The organism is Anaerococcus prevotii DSM 20548 (assembly GCF_000024105.1).
In the GTDB taxonomy this organism is placed as follows: Bacteria; Bacillota; Clostridia; order Tissierellales; family Peptoniphilaceae; genus Anaerococcus; species Anaerococcus prevotii.
In genome coordinates this window covers 1,061,837-1,082,705 of sequence record NC_013171.1, presented here as the reverse complement: position 1 = coordinate 1,082,705, position 20,869 = coordinate 1,061,837, and the positions used below count along the sequence as shown (strand labels likewise).

Genomic DNA, 20,869 nt, shown 5'->3' with positions numbered 1-20,869 from the left:
ATGCAAACGAATAATGTTGCAGCTACAAAGGCCAATCTAATCAAGGCAAAAGAAGAACTAAATCTCTTAGAGGGTGGATACGACATACTCGATAAGAAGAGAAAGGCCTTGATTGGAGCTTATGATTCCAAGATAAAAGAACGTAATGATTTAAATGAAAAGGTAAATGAGACGATCAAAAAGGTTAGCCATGATTTCAAAAAAGTTTTGGTAAGCATTGGTGAGTCGGATCTTGATTCCATATCAAAGACTGTGCCAATAGATAATAGTATTAGCTTAAAAGTTGATAAATTCATGCAGACAGAAATATCTGAAATTCACTTTGAAGATGTAAAGCTTAACTTATCCTATTCATTTTATGAAACTAATGCTGGTTTTGATGAGGCTATACTTTCTTTTAATCAATTAAGATCCAAGATATTTAAGCTTGCTGAGCTTGATACTACAATTAATTCTTTGGATAGAGAAATTAAAAAGACGAGCAAGAAAGTAAATAGTTTGGATAAGGTTCAAATTCCAAAATACAAGGAAATGATTAAGACCATATCTCAAAGTATAGAGGAGAAAGAAAGAGAAGAATTCTCCAAGACCAAGATTGTCAAAGAAAATAAAATTAAAAAAGAAGAATCTAAAAAATAGCACCGGTATTAATCGGCGCTATTTTTCTATGCGAATTCTTTTTCAGATTCTTTCATATATTCATATATCTTAACCGCTATTGCCATCTCTATTCTTTTTCTAAAAAGTTTACAAGAATATTCATGGATATTATTTATATCACCTGTAGCATTGTAGGAGTTAGCAGCACAACCGCCAGAGCAATACATATTTGCCCAACAAGACCTACATTCATTTTTGGAATAACAGTTACAAGTTTTAAATTGATTTACTAAGTCCTTGTTTTGGATTCCATCACTTATATTTCCGATAATAAAATCAGGATTTCCTACGAATTGATGGCAAGGGTATAGCTCTCCTGTTGGAGTAACAGCCATATATTCAGTTCCTGACCCACAACCAGAGATTCTCTTGTGGACACAAGGTCCATTTTCTAAATCAATCATGTAATGATAGAAGATGAAATCTTCATTCTTATCAATTTTTTCCATTAACATATCAGCAAGTTTTTCGTATTCATCATAGATTTTATCTAGGTGTTCTTCCTTTAGGGCATAAGGCTCATCAGATTTTCCTACAACTGGTTCAAGGGAGGTCCTAGTAAAGCCTAGGTCAAGATATGTCTTCAAGTCTTCTGTAAAATCAAGATTATTTGCTGTGAAAGTTCCTCTCATGTAGTATTCCTTATCGCCACGTTTTTTTACAAAGTTTTGGAATTTAGGAACTATGGCGTCATATGAACCTTTACCGTTTAGAGTCTTTCTAAATTGGTCGTGCTTTTCTTTCCTTCCATCGAGAGATAGGACGACATTTTTCATATTTTCATTCAAATAGTCTATGACTTCATCGTCTAGGAGAAGACCGTTTGTAGTAAGAGTGAAATTAAAATGCTTATTAAATTCCTCTTCTTTACTTCTTGCATAATCAACAGTTTCTTTTACTAGGGCGAAGTTTAGGAGAGGTTCTCCTCCAAAGAAGTCTATGTCTAAGTTGTAGTGGCTACCGGAATTTGCCAAAAGAAAGTCAATAGCTTTTTTGGCCACATCTATTGTCATAATAGCATCTGGACCGGAATACTTTCCTCCCTTTGCAAAACAATACTCACATGATAGATTGCAGGTGTGAGCGACGTTTAGGCAGAGGGCCTTGATTGTAGTCGGTCTATTTGTTATATCAATTGAAAGATCTTCGTATATGTCGTCAGTAAAGAGAAGCCCTTCGTCTTCTAATTCCTTAACCTCAGCATAAGCCTCTTCGAATTGATCATTACTTATTTCATATTTTTCAATTATTTTTTTTCTAATATCTTCTTTATCTTTAGACTCGTATTTTTCGATAATATCATAGGTCACATCATCTACTGCGTGGACAGAACCACTGTATATATCTAAAACAATATTAAAGCCCTTGGCCTTGTATTGGTGAATCATTATTACTCCTTATATTTACTATAGTATTTTACTAGGAATTGAGAATAATCTAACAAAATTCCTACAATAAAAAACTTATCTAAGAATATCCTAGATAAGCTAAAAACAATTATTTATTTTTTTGGCTAACACATTCTTGATTAGCTACACCACAGCTTGTTTTGCATGCTGATTGGCAAGATGTTTGACATTCGCCACAACCACCATGTTTTTTGCTCTTGTGGAGATTTCTAGTATTTAAAGTTACAATTCTTTTCATATGTATATTCTCCTTTTCTAACAATATAATAACAGTTTTTTGTTTATTTGTCAATTATGACGGAAATATATTCACCTTTAATGTTTAAATGGATATTATCGTCTAACATGTAGTTAATAGTAGCTAGAATTTCTGCATCAATTATTTCCCCGGGAGCTATTATAGGACTTCCTGGGGGATAGGCGTAAACAAATTCTCCTGCAATCTTTCCCAGAGAATTTTCTACCTTTACATATTTTTTCTTACAATTTATAGCTTCATATATTTCTAATTTCTTTTGAGGGATTGGTAGTTCTAAACTATAGGATTTTCTTTTCGCACCTAACAATCCATCAATCCTTCTTAGGGATTTCTTTATTCTATTAAATCCGTCCTCAGTATCAAATATTGTAGAAATTAAAAGAACGTAGTCTGGATAGGACATTTCTATTTCGATTCTATCTTCTCTAAGAAGTTTTTCTAAATCACTTCCATTTATATTTGTATTCTTAGTAGATATAAGAAGTTTAGTCTTATCTTTTCTTGAATCTTCTATTAGCTTTATATTATCTAATTTCAACTTGTATAAATCGTCTAAATTATTTTCTAATTTTTTATAAAGCTCATCAAAACTTTCAAACTTTTCTATCATTTCATCAATAGATTGTAAAATTACATATGAAGGAGAAGATGTCTGAAATATTGCCATATTTCTTTTGATTTCATCAAAGTACTCCATATCATTGATTAGGACTGCAGCAGAAGGAGTTAGGGCAGATAAGTTTTTATGAAAAGATGTAATTGCAAGGTCAAAAGAATTATCATAGAGATTCGTCAGTGGAAGGTGACTCCCGTGAGCCATATCAAGGATAAGCTTAGTATTATTTTCTCTGCAGAGTTTGTATATTCTCTTAAGATCAAGGAGGTAGCCTTCATAGGAAGGGGAAGTTAGGACTAGAGCCTGATAATTTTTCTCCTTTAATTTCTCTTCTAGATTTTCATAATCTATATCCTTTATAGCTAATTGCTCGTCAGTTACTATATTTGTATAGGAAACATTAAGTGAATTTAATTCACAAGCATTGTATACTGACTTGTGGGAAGATCTTTGTATCAATATATTCTTATTATCCCTACACAAGGCCCTAATTGTTGAAAGAATTCCAGAAGTTGATCCGTTTGTAGAAATTATAGCTTTGTTTACCCTATAAATTTGGGCTAATCTTTCTTCCATTTGGATAAAAATATCTTCTGGATCATTTAAATTATCGAAGCCATAGATTTCAGTTAAATCTCTCCTATAAGAAAGGTCTGATCTTAGTATTTTGCTTCTCTTAGAGCCTGGCATATGAAAAGGATAGTATCCTTCTTTTAAATATAAGTCTAATTTTTCATTTAACATAATTACCTCTTCCACACCTTACTATTTATTTATAAAAGGACCATTTTAATTTAGCTAAAAAGGCATATAATCTAATTAGGAGATAAATATGGAAAAAAGTTTTAAAAGAATTCTTAAGTCTATACTTATATTTTTGATGTTTGTAGTTTTGTTCAGCTCTATAATACTGGTTATTAATTTTGTTAAAAATGATTCTGATGATAGGATATCTGGAAATGGAGATGAATTTCTATTTCTTCTTGCTGGAGTAGATAGTACTGGCGAAGATACAGGAACAAGGACCGATACTTTGATGCTTGTTAAGGCTAATGTAGATGATAAGTCTATCGATTTAATTTCAATCCCTAGAGATAGCAAGGTAGAAATTAATGGATATATGGATAAAATAAATGCGGCCCACTCTTACGGGGGTATTGATTTGACAATGCAGACAATAAGGGACTTCTTGGGAATTAATCTAACCTACTATTGCGTTATTCCTTTTGAGGCGGTAGTTGAGGGAATAGATGCCATAGGAGGCATAGACATAGAAGTCGATGATTATGTAGCAAGTGCTATGGATATAAGCCCTGGTACCCATCATTTCACTGGAGAAGAGGCCTTGAATTATGTTAGGTTTAGAAAGGGATATGAAAATGCAGATCTTGGTAGAATTTCAACTCAACAAGACTTTATGATGCAATTCATAAACGAGATGACTAAGGCAAAGAACCTACCTAAGCTTCCTATAGCTTACATGGCTATGAAAGATAAGATTAAGACGAATATCAAATTCTCTAAGCTTTCCCAGCTTGCCCTAGCCTTTAGATCTATTGATAAGTCAGATATAAATATGGTTAGGCTAGAAGGTTCCGTGACCTATGAGGATGATGTAAGCTACTTTGAAATTTATGACGAATCGATTGAAGAAATAAGGAGCGATTATCTATATAACTTTGCTTATTAGGGTATTATATAATATAGAGATTTTATGAGTGGAGGACTAAATGGATTTAAAATCAAAAATTAGAGTGATAGAAGACTACCCAACAGAAGGAATTTCCTTTAAAGATATTACAACCTTGCTAAGGGATAAAGATGCCTTTAGGGAGACTATAGATCAACTAGAAGAAAAGCTAAAGGACTACGATTTTGACTATATAGCAGGAATTGAATCAAGAGGATTGATATTTGGAGCTCCTCTTGCTGATAGGCTTTCCAAGGGATTCATCCCAATTAGAAAACCAGGTAAGCTACCTGGAGAAATAGAAAAAGTTTCTTATGAATTAGAATATGGATCAAATGAATTAGAAATGCATAAAGATGCCTTGGAAGAAGGAGAAAGAGTTGTCATCTTAGATGACTTGATAGCAACTGGTGGATCTGCAAAAGCTGCAGCTAAGCTTGTTGAAGCAGTAGGAGGCAAGGTAGCTTGCTTCGAGTTTTTAATAGAACTTACTGACCTTAAGGGAAGAGATTACCTAAAGGACTACGATGTAATATCATTAATAAAATACAATCACTAGATCAAAGGAGTTCCCTAACAAGGGAATTCTTTTTTTGTAAATATATCTTGAAAAAAGAATCTGACCTAGTATAATTTCATTAAGGTCAGAGATGGTCAAAGAAGATGGAGGTAAATATGAAATACAGAGATTATTATGAAGTGTTGGGAGTTGACAAAAAAGCAAGTTCCAACGAAATAAAAAAAGCATACAGAAAACTAGCCAAGAAATATCACCCAGACCTTCATCCGAACGACAAGGAAGCAGAAAAGAAATTTACAGAAATAAATGAAGCTTATGAAGTCTTATCAGATGAGGACAAACGTAAAAAATATGATATGTTTGGTCAAAATGCTAATTTCCAAGGAGGTCAGAACTTCGACCCTAGAGATTTTGGTTTTGACTTTAATAATTTTGGAGGAAACTCTTACACATATTCGTCAACTGGCGATAGTGGATTTTCAGATTTCTTTGATACACTTTTTGGAGGATTCCAACAAGGATCAAGATCCACTAACAAAGGTTTCGGGAGTGGAAGTAGGTTTTCTAATATAGGTCAGGGTTTTGGTAGAAAGAAAAAGCAAAGCCTAGATTATGATATGAAAATTAGCATAGATGAAGCTATCAAAGGGACTTCGAGAATAATAAAAGTCAAAAATCAAGGAAGACTTACAGACATCAATGTAACAATACCAAAAGGGATCAAGAATAAAAATAAGATAAGAATAGATGGTTCAAAATACGGTTTAAATGCTAATATCATGGTAAAGGTAATTATCCAAGATGAAGAGGGTCTAGTCCTCGACGGGATTGACTTTATCAAGGAAGTTAAACTAACACCGTGGGAAGCTTATTTTGGTACTAAGAAAAAAATAGATACTAAATCAGGATCTTTTATGGTTAATATTCCTGAAAAAGTAAATTCAGGAAGAAAGATTAGATTAAAGAAGAGAGGATATGAGGATAGAAAGGGCAATATAGGAGATTTGATCTTAAATATAGTAATAGAAAACCCTGAAAAACTCAGTGAGAAACAAGAAGAATTATATAAAAAATTAGCGGAGGAGGATTAATATGGACATCAACAAATTCACACAAAAATCTCAAGAAGCCATTAATGACGCTCAAGCAATGGCTATCAAAAATTCAAATCCAGAAGTAAACGAAATGCATTTGGCTTATGCTTTGGTTAACAATTCAGACTCTATTGTTAGTCAAATAATCAAGTCAATGGATGTAGACTACGAAGGCTACAGAAATGAACTTATCAAAAAGGTTGACTCTATGCCAAGTCAGTCTGGTAACTCAAATACTTACCCAAGTCAAGTATTCCAAAGAATCCTTCTAAAGGCAGAAGATGTAGCTAAAGAAATGGGAGATAGTTTTGTATCAACTGAACATATCTTCCTAAGTCTCTTGAAGGAAAAAACCGAATTAGATTCCATCAATAAGAAATTTGCCATAAGTGCAGTTAGCTTTAAAAACTCTATCCAAAATGTCAGGAAAGGTCAAAAAGTTACTAATGATAATCCTGAAGAGACTACTAATCCACTAGAAAAGTTTGGTAGAAACCTAACCCAAGAAGCTAGAGAAGGTAAAATTGATCCAGTTATTGGAAGAGATAGGGAGATTAGAAACGCTCTAAGGATTCTTTCTAGAAGAAAGAAAAATAACCCAGTCCTAATCGGACAACCTGGTGTAGGTAAGACTGCAATTGTAGAAGGACTTGCCCAAAGGATTGTCAATAACGACGTCCCAGAACCAATCCAAGGAAGGACTATATTCTCACTCGATATGGGTTCTCTTGTAGCAGGAGCAAAATATAGGGGACAATTTGAGGAAAGATTAAAGGCTGTAATCGATGAGGTCCAAAAGTCAGATGGACAAATAATAATGTTCATTGACGAAATTCACAATATTGTTGGAGCTGGTAAGTCTGAGGGGGCTATGGATGCTTCAAATATCATGAAGCCAATGCTAGCTCGTGGAGAGATTAAAGTCATAGGTGCTACTACCCTTAACGAGTATAGGCAATATATAGAAAAAGATGGTGCCTTGGAACGTCGTTTCCAAAAGGTCATGGTAGAAGAGCCATCTGTAGAAGATACAATAAGTATTCTTAGAGGTATCAAGGATAAGTATGAAATCTTCCATGGAATAAGAATCCAAGATAGCGCAGTAATTGCAGCTGCAGAATTATCTGATAGATATATTTCAGATAGGTTCTTACCAGATAAGGCCATAGACTTAATGGATGAAGCCTGTGCGACAGTTAGAACAGAAATTGACACCATGCCTAGCTATCTAGATGAGCAAAAGAGAAAACTTCTACAATTACAGATAGAAATTACTGCTCTTAAAAAAGAAGATGATGAATATTCTAAGAAGAGACTTAAGGAATTAGAAGAAGACTTGGCAAACCTATCAGAAAAATATGATGAAGAATTTCTAAAATGGAAAGATGAAAAATCTGCCATAGACGATGTTAAGAATATTAAGGAAGAGATTGATAGGGTAAAGGTTGAAATTGAAAATGCCGAAAGAAACTATGATTTCGAAAAGTTATCTGAACTAAAATATGGAAAGCTTGAAGAATTAAAGAAGAAATTGGAAGAGAAGAATTCTGGTGAAAATACTGATTCTTCGATCAAAGAGGAAGTAACCGACGAAGATGTTGCAGATGTAGTGAGCAACTGGACAAATATACCAGTTAATAAGCTTGTAGAAAGCGAAAGGAGCAAAATCCTCCACCTTCCAGAAAAGCTACACCAAAGAGTAATCGGCCAAGATGAGGCAATAAGAGCAGTATCAGATGCTATTATAAGAGCAAGATCTGGACTTAAGAGTCAAAGTAAACCTATAGGTTCCTTTATCTTCCTAGGTCCAACTGGAGTTGGTAAGACAGAGCTTGCCAAGGCCTTAACCGAAGCAATGTTTGATGATGAGAGAAACATGATTAGAATTGATATGAGTGAATATATGGAAAAATATTCTGTGTCAAGACTAATCGGTGCAGCTCCTGGATATGTTGGCTACGAAGAAGGCGGCCAATTAACAGAAGCGGTTAGACGCAAACCTTACTCAGTAATCCTTTTTGACGAAATTGAAAAAGCCCATCCAGATGTATTCAACATATTATTACAAGTTTTAGATGACGGAAGACTAACTGATTCCCAAGGAAGAACTGTAGATTTTAAAAATACTATAATCATCATGACAAGCAATATAGGTTCTGAATACTTGATAGATGGCCTAAATGATGATGGAAGTATTGATGAAGAAAATAAAGACAAGGTAGATGTAATCTTAAGAAATTCCTTCAAGCCAGAATTTCTAAATAGAATTGACGATATAGTGATGTTTACTCCACTTACAAGTGAACAAGTCTACGAAATAATCGACCTTCAAATAGCTGACATTAGATCTAGGCTAGAAGACAAAGATATAAATCTAGAGATTTCAAATGCTGCTAAGGAATATATCTTGGCTAATGCATATAATATCGAGTACGGTGCAAGACCTGTCAAGAGATTCTTACAAACTCATGTAGAAACAGAACTAGGTAAGTTAATTATCGAAGGAAAAGTTGCTGAAAAAGATACAGCATTATTAGATTTAGATGAAAATAATAAATTAATATTTAAAATAAAATAGGATAAACTTTATTTTAATCCCCGAGATTCTAACTCTTAACTAGGAATCTTGGGGATTTTTTAAATATTTTGATATGTATAAAGATAATTAAAGATAAAAGTCGATTGCCTAAATCATAGGCTTAACACTATATATAGTATTCATTTTTTACAAGCACCACTATATATGGTATAATCATCATAGATTTCGGAGGTTAATATGATTCAGGTAATTAAAAGAGATGGCAGCAAAGCCAAATTTGAAAAAGATAAAATAGTAATAGCTATAGAAAAAGCAATGAAGTCAGCAAGTGGAGTTTTTGTTGAAAATCAAGCTATGGATATAGCTAATGAAATAGAAAGTGAAGCTTTAGACGGGGATGATATTTCAATTTATAAGATAGAAGATATGGTCTATTATAAGTTAATCAACAGGAAAAATCCAGCTACTGCCAAATCCTATGAGAGCTATAAGTCTGTTCAAGCCTACAAGAGAGAGCAAAATACATCAGATGATGATATTTTAGGCTTATTAAATCAAACTAACATTGATGTTATGGATGAAAATTCCAATAAGAATCCTATTATTGCATCTACTCAAAGAGATTTGATTGCAGGAGAAGTCGCAAAAGATATTGCTAAAAGGAAATTAATACCAATAGATCTAGTAGGAGCTCATAACTCTGGTGCCATACATATTCACGATCTGGACTATCTTATCCAGCCAATCTTTAATTGTTGCTTAGTTGATATGAAGGATATGCTTGATAATGGAACAGTTGTAAATGATAAGATGATTGAGACTCCAAAGTCTTTTCAAGTCGCCTGTAATGTTATGACTCAAATTATAGCACAAATTGCGAGCAACCAGTATGGAGGTCAATCTATAAACATATCCTGCCTAAGTCCTTATCTCAAAAAATCTTACGATAAAAACCTAAAACTAAGTAGGTCTATCCTAGATGATGAAGAAAAAATAAGAGAAATGGCAGAAGCTTTGACCCAGAGAGACCTAGAAAGCGGTATTCAAACAATTCAATATCAGATAAATACCCTAATGACCAGCAATGGCCAATCTCCATTTGTAACCTTGTTTATGCATACAGATGAGAATGATCCATACCTTTCAAGCACTGTAAAAATAATAGAAGAAATTCTTAGACAAAGGATTAAAGGAATCAAAAATGAACAAGGAGTATATGTTACACCAGCCTTTCCTAAGCTAATCTACGTCCTAGATGAAAATAATGTTCACGAAAGTTCTAAATATTATAAGCTTACAGAACTTGCAGCAAAATGTACAGCCAAGAGAATGTATCCTGATTATATTTCAGCTAAGAAAATGAGAGAAAACTATGAAGGAAATGTATTCTCTCCTATGGGCTGCAGGGCCTTCCTTCCTCCATATAAAGACGAAAATGGAAATTATAAGTTTGATGGAAGATTTAATATGGGAGTTGCTACAATAAATCTCCCTCAAATAGGAATCCTTGCTGATGGAGATGAGGATAAATTCTTTGAAATCCTAGATAAAAGGCTTGACCTGATAAAGCAAGTTGGATTACTAAGATATGAACACCTATCCAAGGTAACAAGCGACTCTTCTCCAATTCACTTTAGACATGGAGCTATAGCAAGATTAGATAGGCATCAATCTATAAAGCCACTTTTAGAAAATGGCTATGCTACAGTTACAATCGGATACATTGGAATCTATGAAGCAAGCGTACTTACAACAGGAGAAAGTCATACTAGTAAGCGTGGCCATGACTTTGCTATGAAGATTATGGAAGTTTTAAATGAGAAGAAGGAAGAATGGACGAAGGAATATGGTATTGCCTTTGCAGTATATGGTACTCCAGCAGAAAGCTTAACTCATAGATTTGCGTCAATAGATAAAGAAAGATTTGGAAGTATAGAAAATATCACCGACAAGGGTTACTATACAAACTCCTTCCATGTAGATGTTAGAGAAGATATTTCTGTCTTTGATAAGTTTGATTTTGAGTCAGAATTTCAACAATTATCGACAGGTGGATGTATCTCCTATGCAGAAATCCCTAACATGACCAATAATATTAAGGCCGTGATGACCATGGTAAAATATATTTACGATCACATACAATATGCGGAGTTTAACACAAAGTCTGACTATTGTGCTGAGTGTGGATATGATGGAGAAATCCTCCTAGATGATGACAATAATTGGTATTGCCCAAACTGTGGCAACAAGGACAGAAACACTCTTACTGTAGTTAGGAGAACCTGCGGCTACCTAGGTGAAAACTTCTGGAACGAAGGTAGAACAAAAGAAATAAAAGCAAGGGTGCTTCACATATGAGATATGGGCAAATAAGAAAATATGATGTTGCTAATGGTCCTGGAATCAGGACCTCTTTTTTCCTATCAGGTTGCGACAGAAATTGCAAGAATTGCTTCAATAGAGATTATATGGATTTTAACTTTGGAAAAGAGTGGGATGATAAGGCTCTAATGGAAGTTATTTCCTATCTTAAGCTTGATGAAGTTGAGGGCCTTACAATTCTAGGAGGGGAACCTTTTGAAAGCCCAGAGGGGCTTTTACAGGCCATAATCGATATAAGAAAACAAACAGATAAGTCCATTTGGGTTTATAGTGGATTTAAATTTGAAGTTTTAGAGAAAATGAAACTTTCAAGACAAATACTAGAGCAAATTGACGTTCTAGTCGATGGTGAGTTTATAGAAGAATATAAAGATTTGACATTGGATTTTAGAGGATCTAGCAATCAAAGAATAATAGACGTAAAATCCTCCCTAAAATATAAGGATATTATCCTTGTGGATGGGTATAAATAATACAAAGAGGAGGAATTATGAATAAAAACAAAAAAATGAAAGGATTTTCAGCGATAATTGCTATAATTGCAATAGCTGTAATCTTATTAATAGCAATTGTACCAACATATAACAATCTAGCTACATCAAGAGAAAATGTAAATAAAGCCTATGCCCAAGTTCAAAATGTTGTACAAAGAAGAGCAGACCTTATACCTAACCTTGTAAATACTGTAAAAGGCTATACAGATCACGAGGAAGATACTTTAACCAAGGTCACCAATGCAAGAGCTGGAGTACAAAATGCTAACAGCCCAGAAGAACTTGCAGAAGCTAATGAAGAACTAACAAGAGCTGTAGGAGATATTAATGTAGTAGTTGAAGCTTATCCTGAGCTTAAGGCAGATACTCAATTTGTTGCTTTGATGGATGAGCTTGCTGGTAGTGAAAATAGGATTTCGGTTGAAAGGAAAAATTATAACGAAGCCTGCCAAGAATTTAATACCAAGCTTGTAAGATTTCCAACTAATATAATAGGAAAGATTACAGGATTTAAACAGGCAGAATATTTCCAAGCAAGTGAAAGTGCCCAAGAAGTACCTACCGTAGATTTCAATAAATAGGAGATGTTATGGAAAAGGCTAAAAGAATACAATTAAATATAATCATGCTGATTATCTTCTGCCTTTTTCCAAATCTTGCTCGAGCAGATGATATATCCAGCAAGGTAAATGATTATTATTATGATGAGCTTTCAATTTTAGATGAAAGTACCAAGGAAAATATCAAAAAGACCAATAGGGAGCTGGAAAGTAAGACTGGAGCTCAGATAGTGGTCCTAAGTCTTAATAATCCAGACGGTCTAGAAGGTATGGATTACGGAAGCGATTTATTTAATGAACTAAAACTCGGTGATAAGGTAAAAGATAATGGAGTCTTGATTTTATTTCTAGAGGATAAAAATACAGACCAAAGAGAAATTGCGATTATACCAGGATATGGTCTAGAAGGAATACTTAATGACGCTAAAGTTGGCAGAATAATAGACAACTTTATGTTAGATTATTTCAAAAATGGCCAATACTCCAAGGGAATTGATGAAGGCTTCAATGCCGTAGTTAGTCAAGTTTTAAGTGAATACGACATCACACTAGATGGTAATTATGAAGCTTATCAAGAAAATCTAGAAGATGGTGATGGAATTAGTATGTTTGAGATATTATTTATATTAGTAGTATTTATATTAATATCAAACATGTTTACTAGAATTAGTCGCGGACCTTCTTCATATTATAGAGGAAGAAGAAGGAGAAATTTCCCAGGTTGGTATGGTAGAAGTTTCTGGAATGATAACGATGATGATCCCTTCTCAGGTTGGTCTTCTGGTGGAGGATTTTCCGGAGGAGGCTTTTCCGGCGGGGGTGGTAGCACCGGTGGCGGAGGAGCTAGTAGAAAATTCTAATTTAAAAGGAGTTTGTCTCAAGTTAATGAGAATACAAACTCCTTTTTCTTTATTTCATTTTTGGTATTAGTCTTTCATATATTAATAAAAGTAATATATAATTTATTATAGCATCTGGTATAACTTTAATAGCTCTGCCTGCAAGAAGAACCTTGTAAGGAGTTCCATAAAGTTGTGTCAACCATAAAGGTGTCAACAAACCATGGTTAATCCCATATACAAAAATTATAACAAGAAGAATTAAAACTTTATTAGATATATTTTTTCTCTTGCCATACATAAATATGAGACCTGGCACCATTCCTGTTAGAACAGATCCCAAAGTAAAGCCAGGATGATAGGCTCCTCCCAAGTTAATCATAATTCCTATGAGGTCAGCTGCAAGGCCCGATAGGGCTCCAAGCAAGGGACCAAATAGTACTCCTGAAAGCATAAGAGGTAGGGTACCAAAAGATATTTTTATATCCTGTGTAAGCTGAATACCGAATATCCTCGATAAAATTATGCTTAGTGCTGTTAACATCGCTGCCTTAACTAAATTATTTATTAGTATTTTATTTTTCATAAATCCCCTTTCTATCAGAGGTCAGCGGTTGCGATAAAGAATCATGCATTCGCTTCGTTTAAGAACGACAACCCATTTCTTAACACTTTATGCTCTTTATCTACTCTGATACAACTATTATAAACTAAATAGCTAAAAAATAGAAGGGAAGTTCCCTTTTTATTTACTTTTTACAAGAAATCCTTGTTTTTCTAATGTTTCAAACATCTTACCACGATTTTTTATAAGAGATCCTTGTTTTTTAGGGATTTGTAGGGAGAAGGAATCACTTCTTCTATTAGCATCTCTAAGGTCGTAATAGTTAGTCATCTCCTTATCGTAATATTTAATTTTTTCATCATAATTTTCAAAAACCCTATAAGAATTTTCAAAAGCCTTAAGTTTTATCGGCATTCTTGGCTTAAGCTGCGGACTTTGGTTAGGGTAGCCAAAGCCTAGTCCAACTGCAGGATAGGTAAGTTTAGGCAGATTTAGTAAGTCTATTACCCTTTGAGTATCATTGTGAATATTTCCAAAATAATTTGTTCCTAGTCCCAAGGATTCGCAAGCAACGACGACATTTTGTACTGCAATAATCGCATCTGTGAAGGCTTGAATAAACTTATCGAAGCTAATCATCTCGTCATTTTCAACTCCATTTTCCTTGGCTATAGAGTAATTCCTATATAGATCAGCTACGAAAATCCATAACTCTGGTGCCCTTCTCATATATTCTTGATTACCATTATCGGCTAGTTGATCTTTAATATTTTGATCAGTAATTCTAACTATTGAAAACATCTGCATACCGTTAGATGAGGCTGAATGATTTGCAACACCTAATAATTTTTTTATAGTTTTATCGTCTATTTTTTGATCTGTGAATTCCCTTATGGTCCTATGATTTAAGGCTAAATCAATTACATCTTTCATAATAGCTCCTTTCTTCTTTCTAAACTTATACCCAATATGTTATAATTTAGCTAGGTGATAATATGTTAGTTAAAATATCTGTAAGAAATTTAATAGAATTTGTAATGCGTTCAGGCGATATAGATAATACCTTTAGGGATAATACAAGGATGATTGAAGGAATTAGGGCCCACCAAAAGATCCAGAAGTCGTATGGTCTTAATTACAACAAAGAATATTCTTTGAAGAACTTAACAAGTATTTCTGGAATCGATTTTCAAGTTGAAGGAAGAGCGGATGGCCTAATCAAGGATAAGAACTCCTACACAATTGATGAGATTAAATCTACCAAGAGAAAGCTTGAAGAGATAGATGATAAGAACAAGCTTCACTGGGCACAAGCAAAATGCTACGCTTATTTCTTTTCAGTAGATAAGGATTTAGATGAAATAAACATAAGCCTAACTTATGTATCGACAGAAAACTACAAGACCAAAATTTTTAAAAGATCATTTACAAGAGAAGAACTTGAGATATTTTACATAGATTTATTAAAAAAATACATAGATTTTTCAAAGATTATCACAAAAAATCTCGAAGATAGAAATACTAGCTCAAAGGCTTTGAACTTTCCTTACGGAGAATATAGGAAGGGGCAGAGAAAGATGGCAGTGGCCGTGTATACAGCAATTCTTAAGGAGAAAAATCTTTTTGTAGATGCTCCTACAGGAATAGGAAAGACTATATCATCAATATTTCCTTCTATAAAATCTATTGGAGAAGACTTATCAGATAAGATATTTTACCTAACAGCTAAGACAACAACTGGCAAGGAGGCTATCAAGTCCCTTAAGTTATTAGAAGAAAATGGGCTTAAGATAAAAGCTGTTCAAATAACATCTAAGGAGAGAATCTGCCTAAATGATGAGGTTAGGTGCAATCCTGATGACTGTCCCTTTGCCAAGGGGCATTTCGATAGGGTAAATGATGCTCTTAAAGATATTTTGACTAAAGAAACCATAATGGATTATGATATTATAACTTCCTATGCGGAAAGATATAGAGTTTGCCCCTTAGAGTTTGAGTTTGATATAGCAAGCTATTCTGATTTTATAATTTGTGATTATAATTATGTCTTCGATCCTACAGTATTTCTTAGGAGATTTTTTGAAGAAATATCATCACGATATATATTTTTAATTGACGAGGCCCACAATCTCCTTGATAGGGCGAGAGATATGTACTCATTCTCCTTCAAGGATAGTGATTTCAAAGAACTAAGAGCTTGTTTTGATATTAATAAGCACAAGAAAATAATTAAAGTTTTGGACGAGGCCATCCTTAATTTTGAGAATAATTACGAAAAATATGGCAAAAAACTTCACTATTATACGAAAAATCACATAGATAGCTTGGATAAGATATTACTCGAACTAGCTAAAAAAATGGAGAAGTTCTTAATAGAAGAAAAGGACGATAGGAATTATGATTATGTCCTTGAGATGTATTTTAATATCAATTCCTACCTTAAGATTTCAGATTATTTCATGGATGGTTTCTATAATGTGATTAGTTTCGATGAGGAAAATGAGGATAAAATATTTGAAATTAAGTGTGTTGATCCTTCCCATATCCTAAAGAAAAAATACGATTATGCAAGATCTACTATTTTTTTCTCTGCAACACTTTCTCCAATGCCCTTTTTTATGAATATGCTAGGGGCAAGAGACAGCCTCAAATTACGTCTTGATATGCCATTTTCCTCAGAAAATTTAATCATTTTGCAAAAATCCATAAGCACTCGTTATAGGGATAGGTCAAGAAATGTTTCGCTAATATCAGACCTTATAAATGAATTTATAAATAGTAAAGAAGGTAATTATTTTATATTCTTTCCTTCATTTTCATATCTAGAAGCTGTCGCTGGCGATTATACTGTAAGATATAGCGATGATATCTTAATTCAAGATAGGTCTATGAGTCAGCTTGATAGGAGTAAATTTATTAAAAAATTTACAGAAGAAAGTAACGAAGTAGCCTTTGTAGTTCTTGGGGGTATCTTTTCTGAAGGGGTAGACCTAATAGGTGATAGACTTATTGGCTCTATGATTATATCGGTTGGTATGCCAGGGGTTTCTTTCGATAGAAATCTCATAAAGGAACATTTTGATAGGGAAGGCTTAAGTGGATTTGATTATTCCTACACCTTTCCAGGAATTAATAAAGTCTTCCAAGCAGCTGGAAGAGTTATTAGAAGCGAAGATGATAGGGGTATAATCTATCTTGTTGACGATAGATATAGCTGGAATCAATACCAAATGCTTTTCCCAAAACATTGGAATAGTATAAAATATTTAAATCAATCTGAAGAACTAAAAAATATAACAGATAAATTTTGGAGTAAAAATGAGAAATAAAGCGATTAAAGAAATTAAAATAGAGAAAATGAAATATCCTAATATTAGCCAAGGCTACGATGAAGATGGAAAATTGGTCGAATTTAAGGGAGGTCTATTGGGCCAAAGAGTAAAAGTAAAGGCTAAAAAACGAAACAAGGATAAGATTAAGGCGAAATTAATTGAAACAATCGAAAAATCTGACCTAGAAAACTCGACTAATACATGCGATAATCCCGATATTTGTGGAGGTTGCGCCTACCAAAAGCTAGCCTATGAGACTGAGCTCATGCTAAAAGTGGATATGATTAAAAATTTATTTAAGGACAATTCTATAGACTACTCAGGAGACATTAAAATAAACCAATCTCCTAAGACTAAAGCCTATAGAAATAAAATGGAATATACTTTTGGCGATAGTAAAAAGGGTGGTGACCTAGTCTTAGGACTTCATAGACAAAATAGATTTTATGAAATTGTTGATACGACAAATTGCAATATCATCGATGGAGACTTTAACACTATAAGGGAGAGCGTCCAGGCTTATTTTAGGGAAAAGAAGACAGATTTCTACCACAAAAGAACTAGAGAGGGGCTTCTAAGACATTTAATCATAAGAAAAGCCCATAGAACTGGCGAGATAATGGTAATTCTAGTTACTACAAGTGACGAGAGCTTTGATAGTTTGAGGATAAATCTATTTTTAAACAAACTTTTATCAATTGATCTTGTAGGTAAAATAGTATCAGTCTATCATGTAATAAACGATTCGCCAGCAGACGCTGTAATAGTAGAAAAACTCAATCTAATATATGGAAAAGAATTTATTAAGGAAGAAATGCTTGGTTTAACCTTTAATATTTCACCTTTTTCCTTCTTTCAACCTAATATATATACAGCTGAAAAACTCTACCAAAAGGCCTTCGACCTTGCAAATATAAATCAAAGCATGGATGTCCTTGACCTTTATTCAGGGACAGGGACAATTACTCAAGTTATGGCCCAAAGAGCAAGGACTGCTACAGGTATCGAAATAGTAGAAGAGGCCATAGATAAGGCTTGGGAGAACGCTAAAATAAACGAGATAGATAATATTAATTTCTTGTGTGGAGATGTCTTAGAAGAAATCGAAAAGGTAGGAGATAAGTACGATGTTATAATACTAGATCCGCCAAGAGCTGGAATAAGCCCAAAATCTCTCGAAAAAATACTAAAGATCGACACAGAAAAATTCATCTACATCTCTTGTAATCCAAAAACCCAAGTAGAAAACTTAAAAGAATTCATAAATCAAGGTTTTGAAATAAAAGATTACGAAATTTATGATCAATTCCCAAAATCCCGCCATTTAGAAGCCATAGCCTTATTGACCAGGAAAAAATAGAATTTAATTTGTATAAAAAAATAACTCTCTTGATGATTAATTAGAGGTATTAATAAATAAGTCTTATAGGAGTATATATTGGAGTCTAATTTAGATATATATTACAAGAGAAATCTAGAAAAATCCCTTGCTAGTTCTTTTCTAATCTATGATGGAAATAGTGATAGGATTATAGGAAAGGCAAATAACAGGAGTTTAAATGTGAGATCTATCGCCAAGAGTGTTTTGGCTATTGGATCCTTAATACTGATGGAAAAAAGCCAATTTGATTTCAATTTAGATACTTATATTTATCCTTTATTAAAAGAAGGTCCAAAGCTTACAAATAAAGATAATATTAAATATTTAAAGGAAACTAAAGTAAAACATCTACTGTCGCATAGTGTAGGATATGATAAATCCTTGTTGATGACAAAGGATATTGAAGGCATTCCTGAAGAAGATTTACTTAATTTATGTATTAATTATCCCATCAAGTATAAGCCTGGTACTCATTTTCAATATTCAAATGCCTCTTATTACTTATTATCTGTAGTTATGGAAAATTATCTTAATTCTTCACTGTATGAATTTTTAAAAGATAATTTGTTCGATAAACTAAATATAAAACCAGTAATATGGGATTCATACGGAAAGTTTATTGTTGGTGCTAGCAAATTATATATTAGTGACTTGGACATGATCAAAATTGGGATTTTATTATTAAATAAGGGGAGATATAAAAACACTTCAATCCTTAGTGAAGCATCTATTAGTAAATTATTTACATCAGTTTTTGCTAAAAATTCTGATAAGTTTACCTATCTTTCTGAAGACTTTTACACCCTTGGTTTCTGGAAGAGTAAAAAACAAACAGTTTTTGCTTCAGGAACTGGTGGTCAAATAATTGCATTATTAGCTGAAGAAAATATAGTTATAGTGACTACAAATGATAGGTCTGACGATTTGTCAGACTCAATAAAAGAAGATGTTGATAAGTTGATAAAATATATTAAAGGAGATATTAATGGATTATAATTACCTAAACGAACTAAATGAAATATATGAAGATCATGAAAAATTAATGGAAAATTTAAAAAAAGCTCTAGAAGAATTTGTAGACCATCAAGATAAGTACAAGAGATTAGTTACTTATTATTATAGCGAAGATTTTACAAAGGATATGGATGCATCTAACAGAGGAGAGATAGGGGATGATATAAATCAGGCTGTACTGAGTGAAGATGCCATCTATGATTTGATGGGAGAAAATTATTATACAGGGCTTGCCTTATTAGAAACAGCAAATGATTTGATACAAGATAAATAAATATATAGTAAGAGGAGTTGTCAATCAATATGGCAGCTCTTTTACTATATATACTAGTTAAATAATAAAAAAAAGAGGCTAGGCCTCTTCGTGATTTGGTGCACCATCAGAGACTCGAACTCTGGACACCCTGATTAAGAGTCAGGTGCTCTACCAACTGAGCTAATGGTGCGTATCAACTACCCTTATATAATACCATGTTCCGGGGTAGCTGTCAAATATTTTTTTAAGAAAATTTCCAAATGTGGACTATTTGGTCTTGGATCTGCTCATAGTCCCATTCTCGCATGGTATTCTTTATACTATTTGGATCATTTATAATAAATTTACCGTCTTTATATGAATCTATTACGAAAATATGACCGGCCAGAGTGAAATATCCTCTCTCGACAGAAACAATCAATGGACCCTTCTTTAATGCCTCTATCATTTTTTGCTTGTCTTTTTCCAAGTCCTCGCATTTATAACCATATTTATTAGCTTCATCTTTAAAAAAGCTCCAAGCAATTCCTTCTTCAACCATATATTCTTTTGCATCTTCTCCGATTATTTTAGGAGTAATAGAAGGATCATTCCTAAGTCTAGCTAAGACCATGGCCATGGAAGTTGGTCCGCAGCCAGCAACACCTATATTAATATCTGATAGCTCCTGATAAGCCCATCTATTATCCCATTGAATATAGTAGGGTGTAGGTCTATTTAGCTTAATGCTTTCACCTTCCTTATATGGGAAATCTTTGATATTATGATTCATATTATATACGAACTCAATAGTATCTGGGTCATTTCCAGTAAGGTAGGCCTCAGTATCTGTTAAATTCTTGAAATTATCATAAACCCATTTAGCCTTTGGGTCTTTCTTTGCAGGATCCTCTAAGTTTTTAATTAAATCATCTCTCCTATCAGTTTTATAAACAGGCTTAGTTTCGTTTACAACATCTAAATTATTAACGAAATCTTCTCCTTTATTAAAAGTATCCTTGGCAATGGAATTGATTTCTTCTATCATCTGAAGGTTTTCTTTATCTAAGTAGTCATTATCAAATTTTCTTTTGTTAGAACACGAGCATAAAAAAAGTGCAGCTAACAAAAATATCAACCTATTGAACTTCATAAGTTTACATTACCTTTTATTGGTGATTAATCAATTATCAAAAGATAATGATGGGATTATTTAGACAATAAAAGCTATTAAATAAAATTAAAACTTAAGATTGTATCAGCATATTAATTAAACTGAC

19 protein-coding genes and 1 tRNA gene are annotated in these 20,869 nt (G+C 33.3%); 13 read left to right on the top strand and 7 right to left on the bottom strand.

What is annotated here, in order from left to right; all coding sequences use genetic code 11:
- Complete coding sequence (locus APRE_RS05155; protein WP_015777940.1) at window positions 1-639, top strand: V-type ATP synthase subunit D; 639 nt, start codon at window positions 1-3, stop codon at window positions 637-639.
- Window positions 640-665: 26 nt separating this feature from the next.
- Here the strand turns inward: APRE_RS05155 and scfB are convergent, their stop codons facing one another.
- The 3 genes from scfB to APRE_RS05140 form a co-directional block, all read right to left on the bottom strand.
- On the bottom strand, window positions 666-2,048 hold the full coding sequence (gene scfB, locus APRE_RS05150) for a thioether cross-link-forming SCIFF peptide maturase (protein WP_015777939.1): 1,383 nt from the start codon (window positions 2,046-2,048) through the stop codon (window positions 666-668).
- A 109-nt stretch (window positions 2,049-2,157) separates the two neighbouring features.
- The gene (gene scfA, locus APRE_RS05145; protein ID WP_015777938.1) at window positions 2,158-2,307 is read right to left on the bottom strand and encodes a six-cysteine ranthipeptide SCIFF; all 150 of its coding nucleotides are present in this window, start codon (window positions 2,305-2,307) and stop codon (window positions 2,158-2,160) included.
- A gap of 43 nt (window positions 2,308-2,350) precedes the next feature.
- Window positions 2,351-3,688: an aminotransferase class I/II-fold pyridoxal phosphate-dependent enzyme gene (locus tag APRE_RS05140; RefSeq protein WP_015777937.1), complete on the bottom strand. Its 1,338-nt coding sequence runs from the start codon at window positions 3,686-3,688 to the stop codon at window positions 2,351-2,353.
- A gap of 88 nt (window positions 3,689-3,776) precedes the next feature.
- Between APRE_RS05140 and APRE_RS05135 the strand changes: the two genes are divergently transcribed.
- The 8 genes from APRE_RS05135 (at window position 3,777) to APRE_RS05100 (ending at window position 13,083) form a co-directional block, all read left to right on the top strand.
- Window positions 3,777-4,634: an LCP family protein gene (locus APRE_RS05135; protein ID WP_015777936.1), complete on the top strand. Its 858-nt coding sequence runs from the start codon at window positions 3,777-3,779 to the stop codon at window positions 4,632-4,634.
- 40 nt (window positions 4,635-4,674) lie between these two features.
- A complete protein-coding gene (locus APRE_RS05130; RefSeq protein WP_015777935.1) occupies window positions 4,675-5,193 on the top strand; it encodes an adenine phosphoribosyltransferase in 519 nt (172 codons plus the stop codon).
- A gap of 116 nt (window positions 5,194-5,309) precedes the next feature.
- A complete protein-coding gene (locus APRE_RS05125) occupies window positions 5,310-6,245 on the top strand; it encodes a DnaJ domain-containing protein (protein ID WP_015777934.1) in 936 nt (311 codons plus the stop codon).
- A 1-nt stretch (window position 6,246) separates the two neighbouring features.
- Window positions 6,247-8,826: an ATP-dependent chaperone ClpB gene (gene clpB, locus APRE_RS05120; protein WP_015777933.1), complete on the top strand. Its 2,580-nt coding sequence runs from the start codon at window positions 6,247-6,249 to the stop codon at window positions 8,824-8,826.
- Between the two features lie 198 nt (window positions 8,827-9,024).
- Window positions 9,025-11,145, top strand: coding sequence for an anaerobic ribonucleoside-triphosphate reductase (gene nrdD, locus APRE_RS05115; protein WP_015777932.1), 2,121 nt, complete (start codon window positions 9,025-9,027; stop codon window positions 11,143-11,145).
- Window positions 11,142-11,642 (top strand): anaerobic ribonucleoside-triphosphate reductase activating protein, encoded by a 501-nt coding sequence (nrdG, locus tag APRE_RS05110; protein ID WP_015777931.1) that lies wholly within the window; start codon window positions 11,142-11,144, stop codon window positions 11,640-11,642. The genes nrdD and nrdG overlap by 4 nt, the downstream gene beginning before the upstream one ends.
- A gap of 17 nt (window positions 11,643-11,659) precedes the next feature.
- Window positions 11,660-12,244: a LemA family protein gene (locus APRE_RS05105; RefSeq protein WP_015777930.1), complete on the top strand. Its 585-nt coding sequence runs from the start codon at window positions 11,660-11,662 to the stop codon at window positions 12,242-12,244.
- A gap of 8 nt (window positions 12,245-12,252) precedes the next feature.
- A complete protein-coding gene (locus APRE_RS05100) occupies window positions 12,253-13,083 on the top strand; it encodes a TPM domain-containing protein (protein ID WP_015777929.1) in 831 nt (276 codons plus the stop codon).
- A 49-nt stretch (window positions 13,084-13,132) separates the two neighbouring features.
- On the opposite strand, the gene APRE_RS05095 is transcribed toward APRE_RS05100, so the two are convergent.
- Both APRE_RS05095 and APRE_RS05090 read right to left on the bottom strand, forming a co-directional pair.
- Complete coding sequence (locus tag APRE_RS05095; RefSeq protein ID WP_015777928.1) at window positions 13,133-13,648, bottom strand: folate family ECF transporter S component; 516 nt, start codon at window positions 13,646-13,648, stop codon at window positions 13,133-13,135.
- Between the two features lie 159 nt (window positions 13,649-13,807).
- Window positions 13,808-14,560: a nitroreductase family protein gene (locus APRE_RS05090; RefSeq protein ID WP_015777927.1), complete on the bottom strand. Its 753-nt coding sequence runs from the start codon at window positions 14,558-14,560 to the stop codon at window positions 13,808-13,810.
- A 62-nt stretch (window positions 14,561-14,622) separates the two neighbouring features.
- Here APRE_RS05090 and APRE_RS05085 point away from each other — a divergent pair, with 62 nt between their 5' ends.
- From APRE_RS05085 to APRE_RS05070, 4 genes are all read left to right on the top strand, one after another.
- Window positions 14,623-16,956 carry an ATP-dependent DNA helicase gene (locus APRE_RS05085; protein WP_015777926.1) on the top strand — a complete coding sequence of 778 codons (2,334 nt, stop codon included), beginning with the start codon at window positions 14,623-14,625 and terminating at the stop codon, window positions 16,954-16,956.
- On the top strand, window positions 16,946-18,319 hold the full coding sequence (rlmD, locus tag APRE_RS05080) for a 23S rRNA (uracil(1939)-C(5))-methyltransferase RlmD (protein ID WP_015777925.1): 1,374 nt from the start codon (window positions 16,946-16,948) through the stop codon (window positions 18,317-18,319). Before APRE_RS05085 ends, rlmD begins: the two co-directional genes overlap by 11 nt.
- A gap of 78 nt (window positions 18,320-18,397) precedes the next feature.
- Entirely contained in the window at window positions 18,398-19,336 is a 939-nt protein-coding gene (locus APRE_RS05075; protein ID WP_015777924.1) for a serine hydrolase domain-containing protein, read from the top strand.
- Window positions 19,326-19,628 (top strand): DUF4298 domain-containing protein, encoded by a 303-nt coding sequence (locus APRE_RS05070; protein WP_015777923.1) that lies wholly within the window; start codon window positions 19,326-19,328, stop codon window positions 19,626-19,628. Before APRE_RS05075 ends, APRE_RS05070 begins: the two co-directional genes overlap by 11 nt.
- Before the next feature lie 96 nt (window positions 19,629-19,724).
- Here APRE_RS05070 and APRE_RS05065 read toward each other — a convergent pair.
- Together APRE_RS05065 and APRE_RS05060 are read right to left on the bottom strand one after the other, a co-directional pair.
- A tRNA-Lys gene (locus APRE_RS05065) sits at window positions 19,725-19,800 on the bottom strand.
- A gap of 54 nt (window positions 19,801-19,854) precedes the next feature.
- Window positions 19,855-20,637, bottom strand: a complete 783-nt coding sequence (locus APRE_RS05060) for a C39 family peptidase (RefSeq protein ID WP_041449758.1) — start codon at window positions 20,635-20,637, stop codon at window positions 19,855-19,857.
- Window positions 20,638-20,869: the final 232 nt, after the last annotated feature.

Bases quoted from the DNA above. Each gene is read 5' to 3' on its own strand.
- APRE_RS05155 (WP_015777940.1), top strand. From the start codon at position 1: ATGCAAACGAATAATGTTGCAGCTACAAAGGCCAATCTAATCAAGGCA.
- scfB (WP_015777939.1), bottom strand. From the start codon at position 2,048: ATGATTCACCAATACAAGGCCAAGGGCTTTAATATTGTTTTAGATATA.
- scfA (WP_015777938.1), bottom strand. From the start codon at position 2,307: ATGAAAAGAATTGTAACTTTAAATACTAGAAATCTCCACAAGAGCAAA.
- APRE_RS05140 (WP_015777937.1), bottom strand. From the start codon at position 3,688: ATGTTAAATGAAAAATTAGACTTATATTTAAAAGAAGGATACTATCCT.
- APRE_RS05135 (WP_015777936.1), top strand. From the start codon at position 3,777: ATGGAAAAAAGTTTTAAAAGAATTCTTAAGTCTATACTTATATTTTTG.
- APRE_RS05130 (WP_015777935.1), top strand. From the start codon at position 4,675: ATGGATTTAAAATCAAAAATTAGAGTGATAGAAGACTACCCAACAGAA.
- APRE_RS05125 (WP_015777934.1), top strand. From the start codon at position 5,310: ATGAAATACAGAGATTATTATGAAGTGTTGGGAGTTGACAAAAAAGCA.
- clpB (WP_015777933.1), top strand. From the start codon at position 6,247: ATGGACATCAACAAATTCACACAAAAATCTCAAGAAGCCATTAATGAC.
- nrdD (WP_015777932.1), top strand. From the start codon at position 9,025: ATGATTCAGGTAATTAAAAGAGATGGCAGCAAAGCCAAATTTGAAAAA.
- nrdG (WP_015777931.1), top strand. From the start codon at position 11,142: ATGAGATATGGGCAAATAAGAAAATATGATGTTGCTAATGGTCCTGGA.
- APRE_RS05105 (WP_015777930.1), top strand. From the start codon at position 11,660: ATGAATAAAAACAAAAAAATGAAAGGATTTTCAGCGATAATTGCTATA.
- APRE_RS05100 (WP_015777929.1), top strand. From the start codon at position 12,253: ATGGAAAAGGCTAAAAGAATACAATTAAATATAATCATGCTGATTATC.
- APRE_RS05095 (WP_015777928.1), bottom strand. From the start codon at position 13,648: ATGAAAAATAAAATACTAATAAATAATTTAGTTAAGGCAGCGATGTTA.
- APRE_RS05090 (WP_015777927.1), bottom strand. From the start codon at position 14,560: ATGAAAGATGTAATTGATTTAGCCTTAAATCATAGGACCATAAGGGAA.
- APRE_RS05085 (WP_015777926.1), top strand. From the start codon at position 14,623: ATGTTAGTTAAAATATCTGTAAGAAATTTAATAGAATTTGTAATGCGT.
- rlmD (WP_015777925.1), top strand. From the start codon at position 16,946: ATGAGAAATAAAGCGATTAAAGAAATTAAAATAGAGAAAATGAAATAT.
- APRE_RS05070 (WP_015777923.1), top strand. From the start codon at position 19,326: ATGGATTATAATTACCTAAACGAACTAAATGAAATATATGAAGATCAT.
- APRE_RS05060 (WP_041449758.1), bottom strand. From the start codon at position 20,637: ATGATAGAAGAAATCAATTCCATTGCCAAGGATACTTTTAATAAAGGA.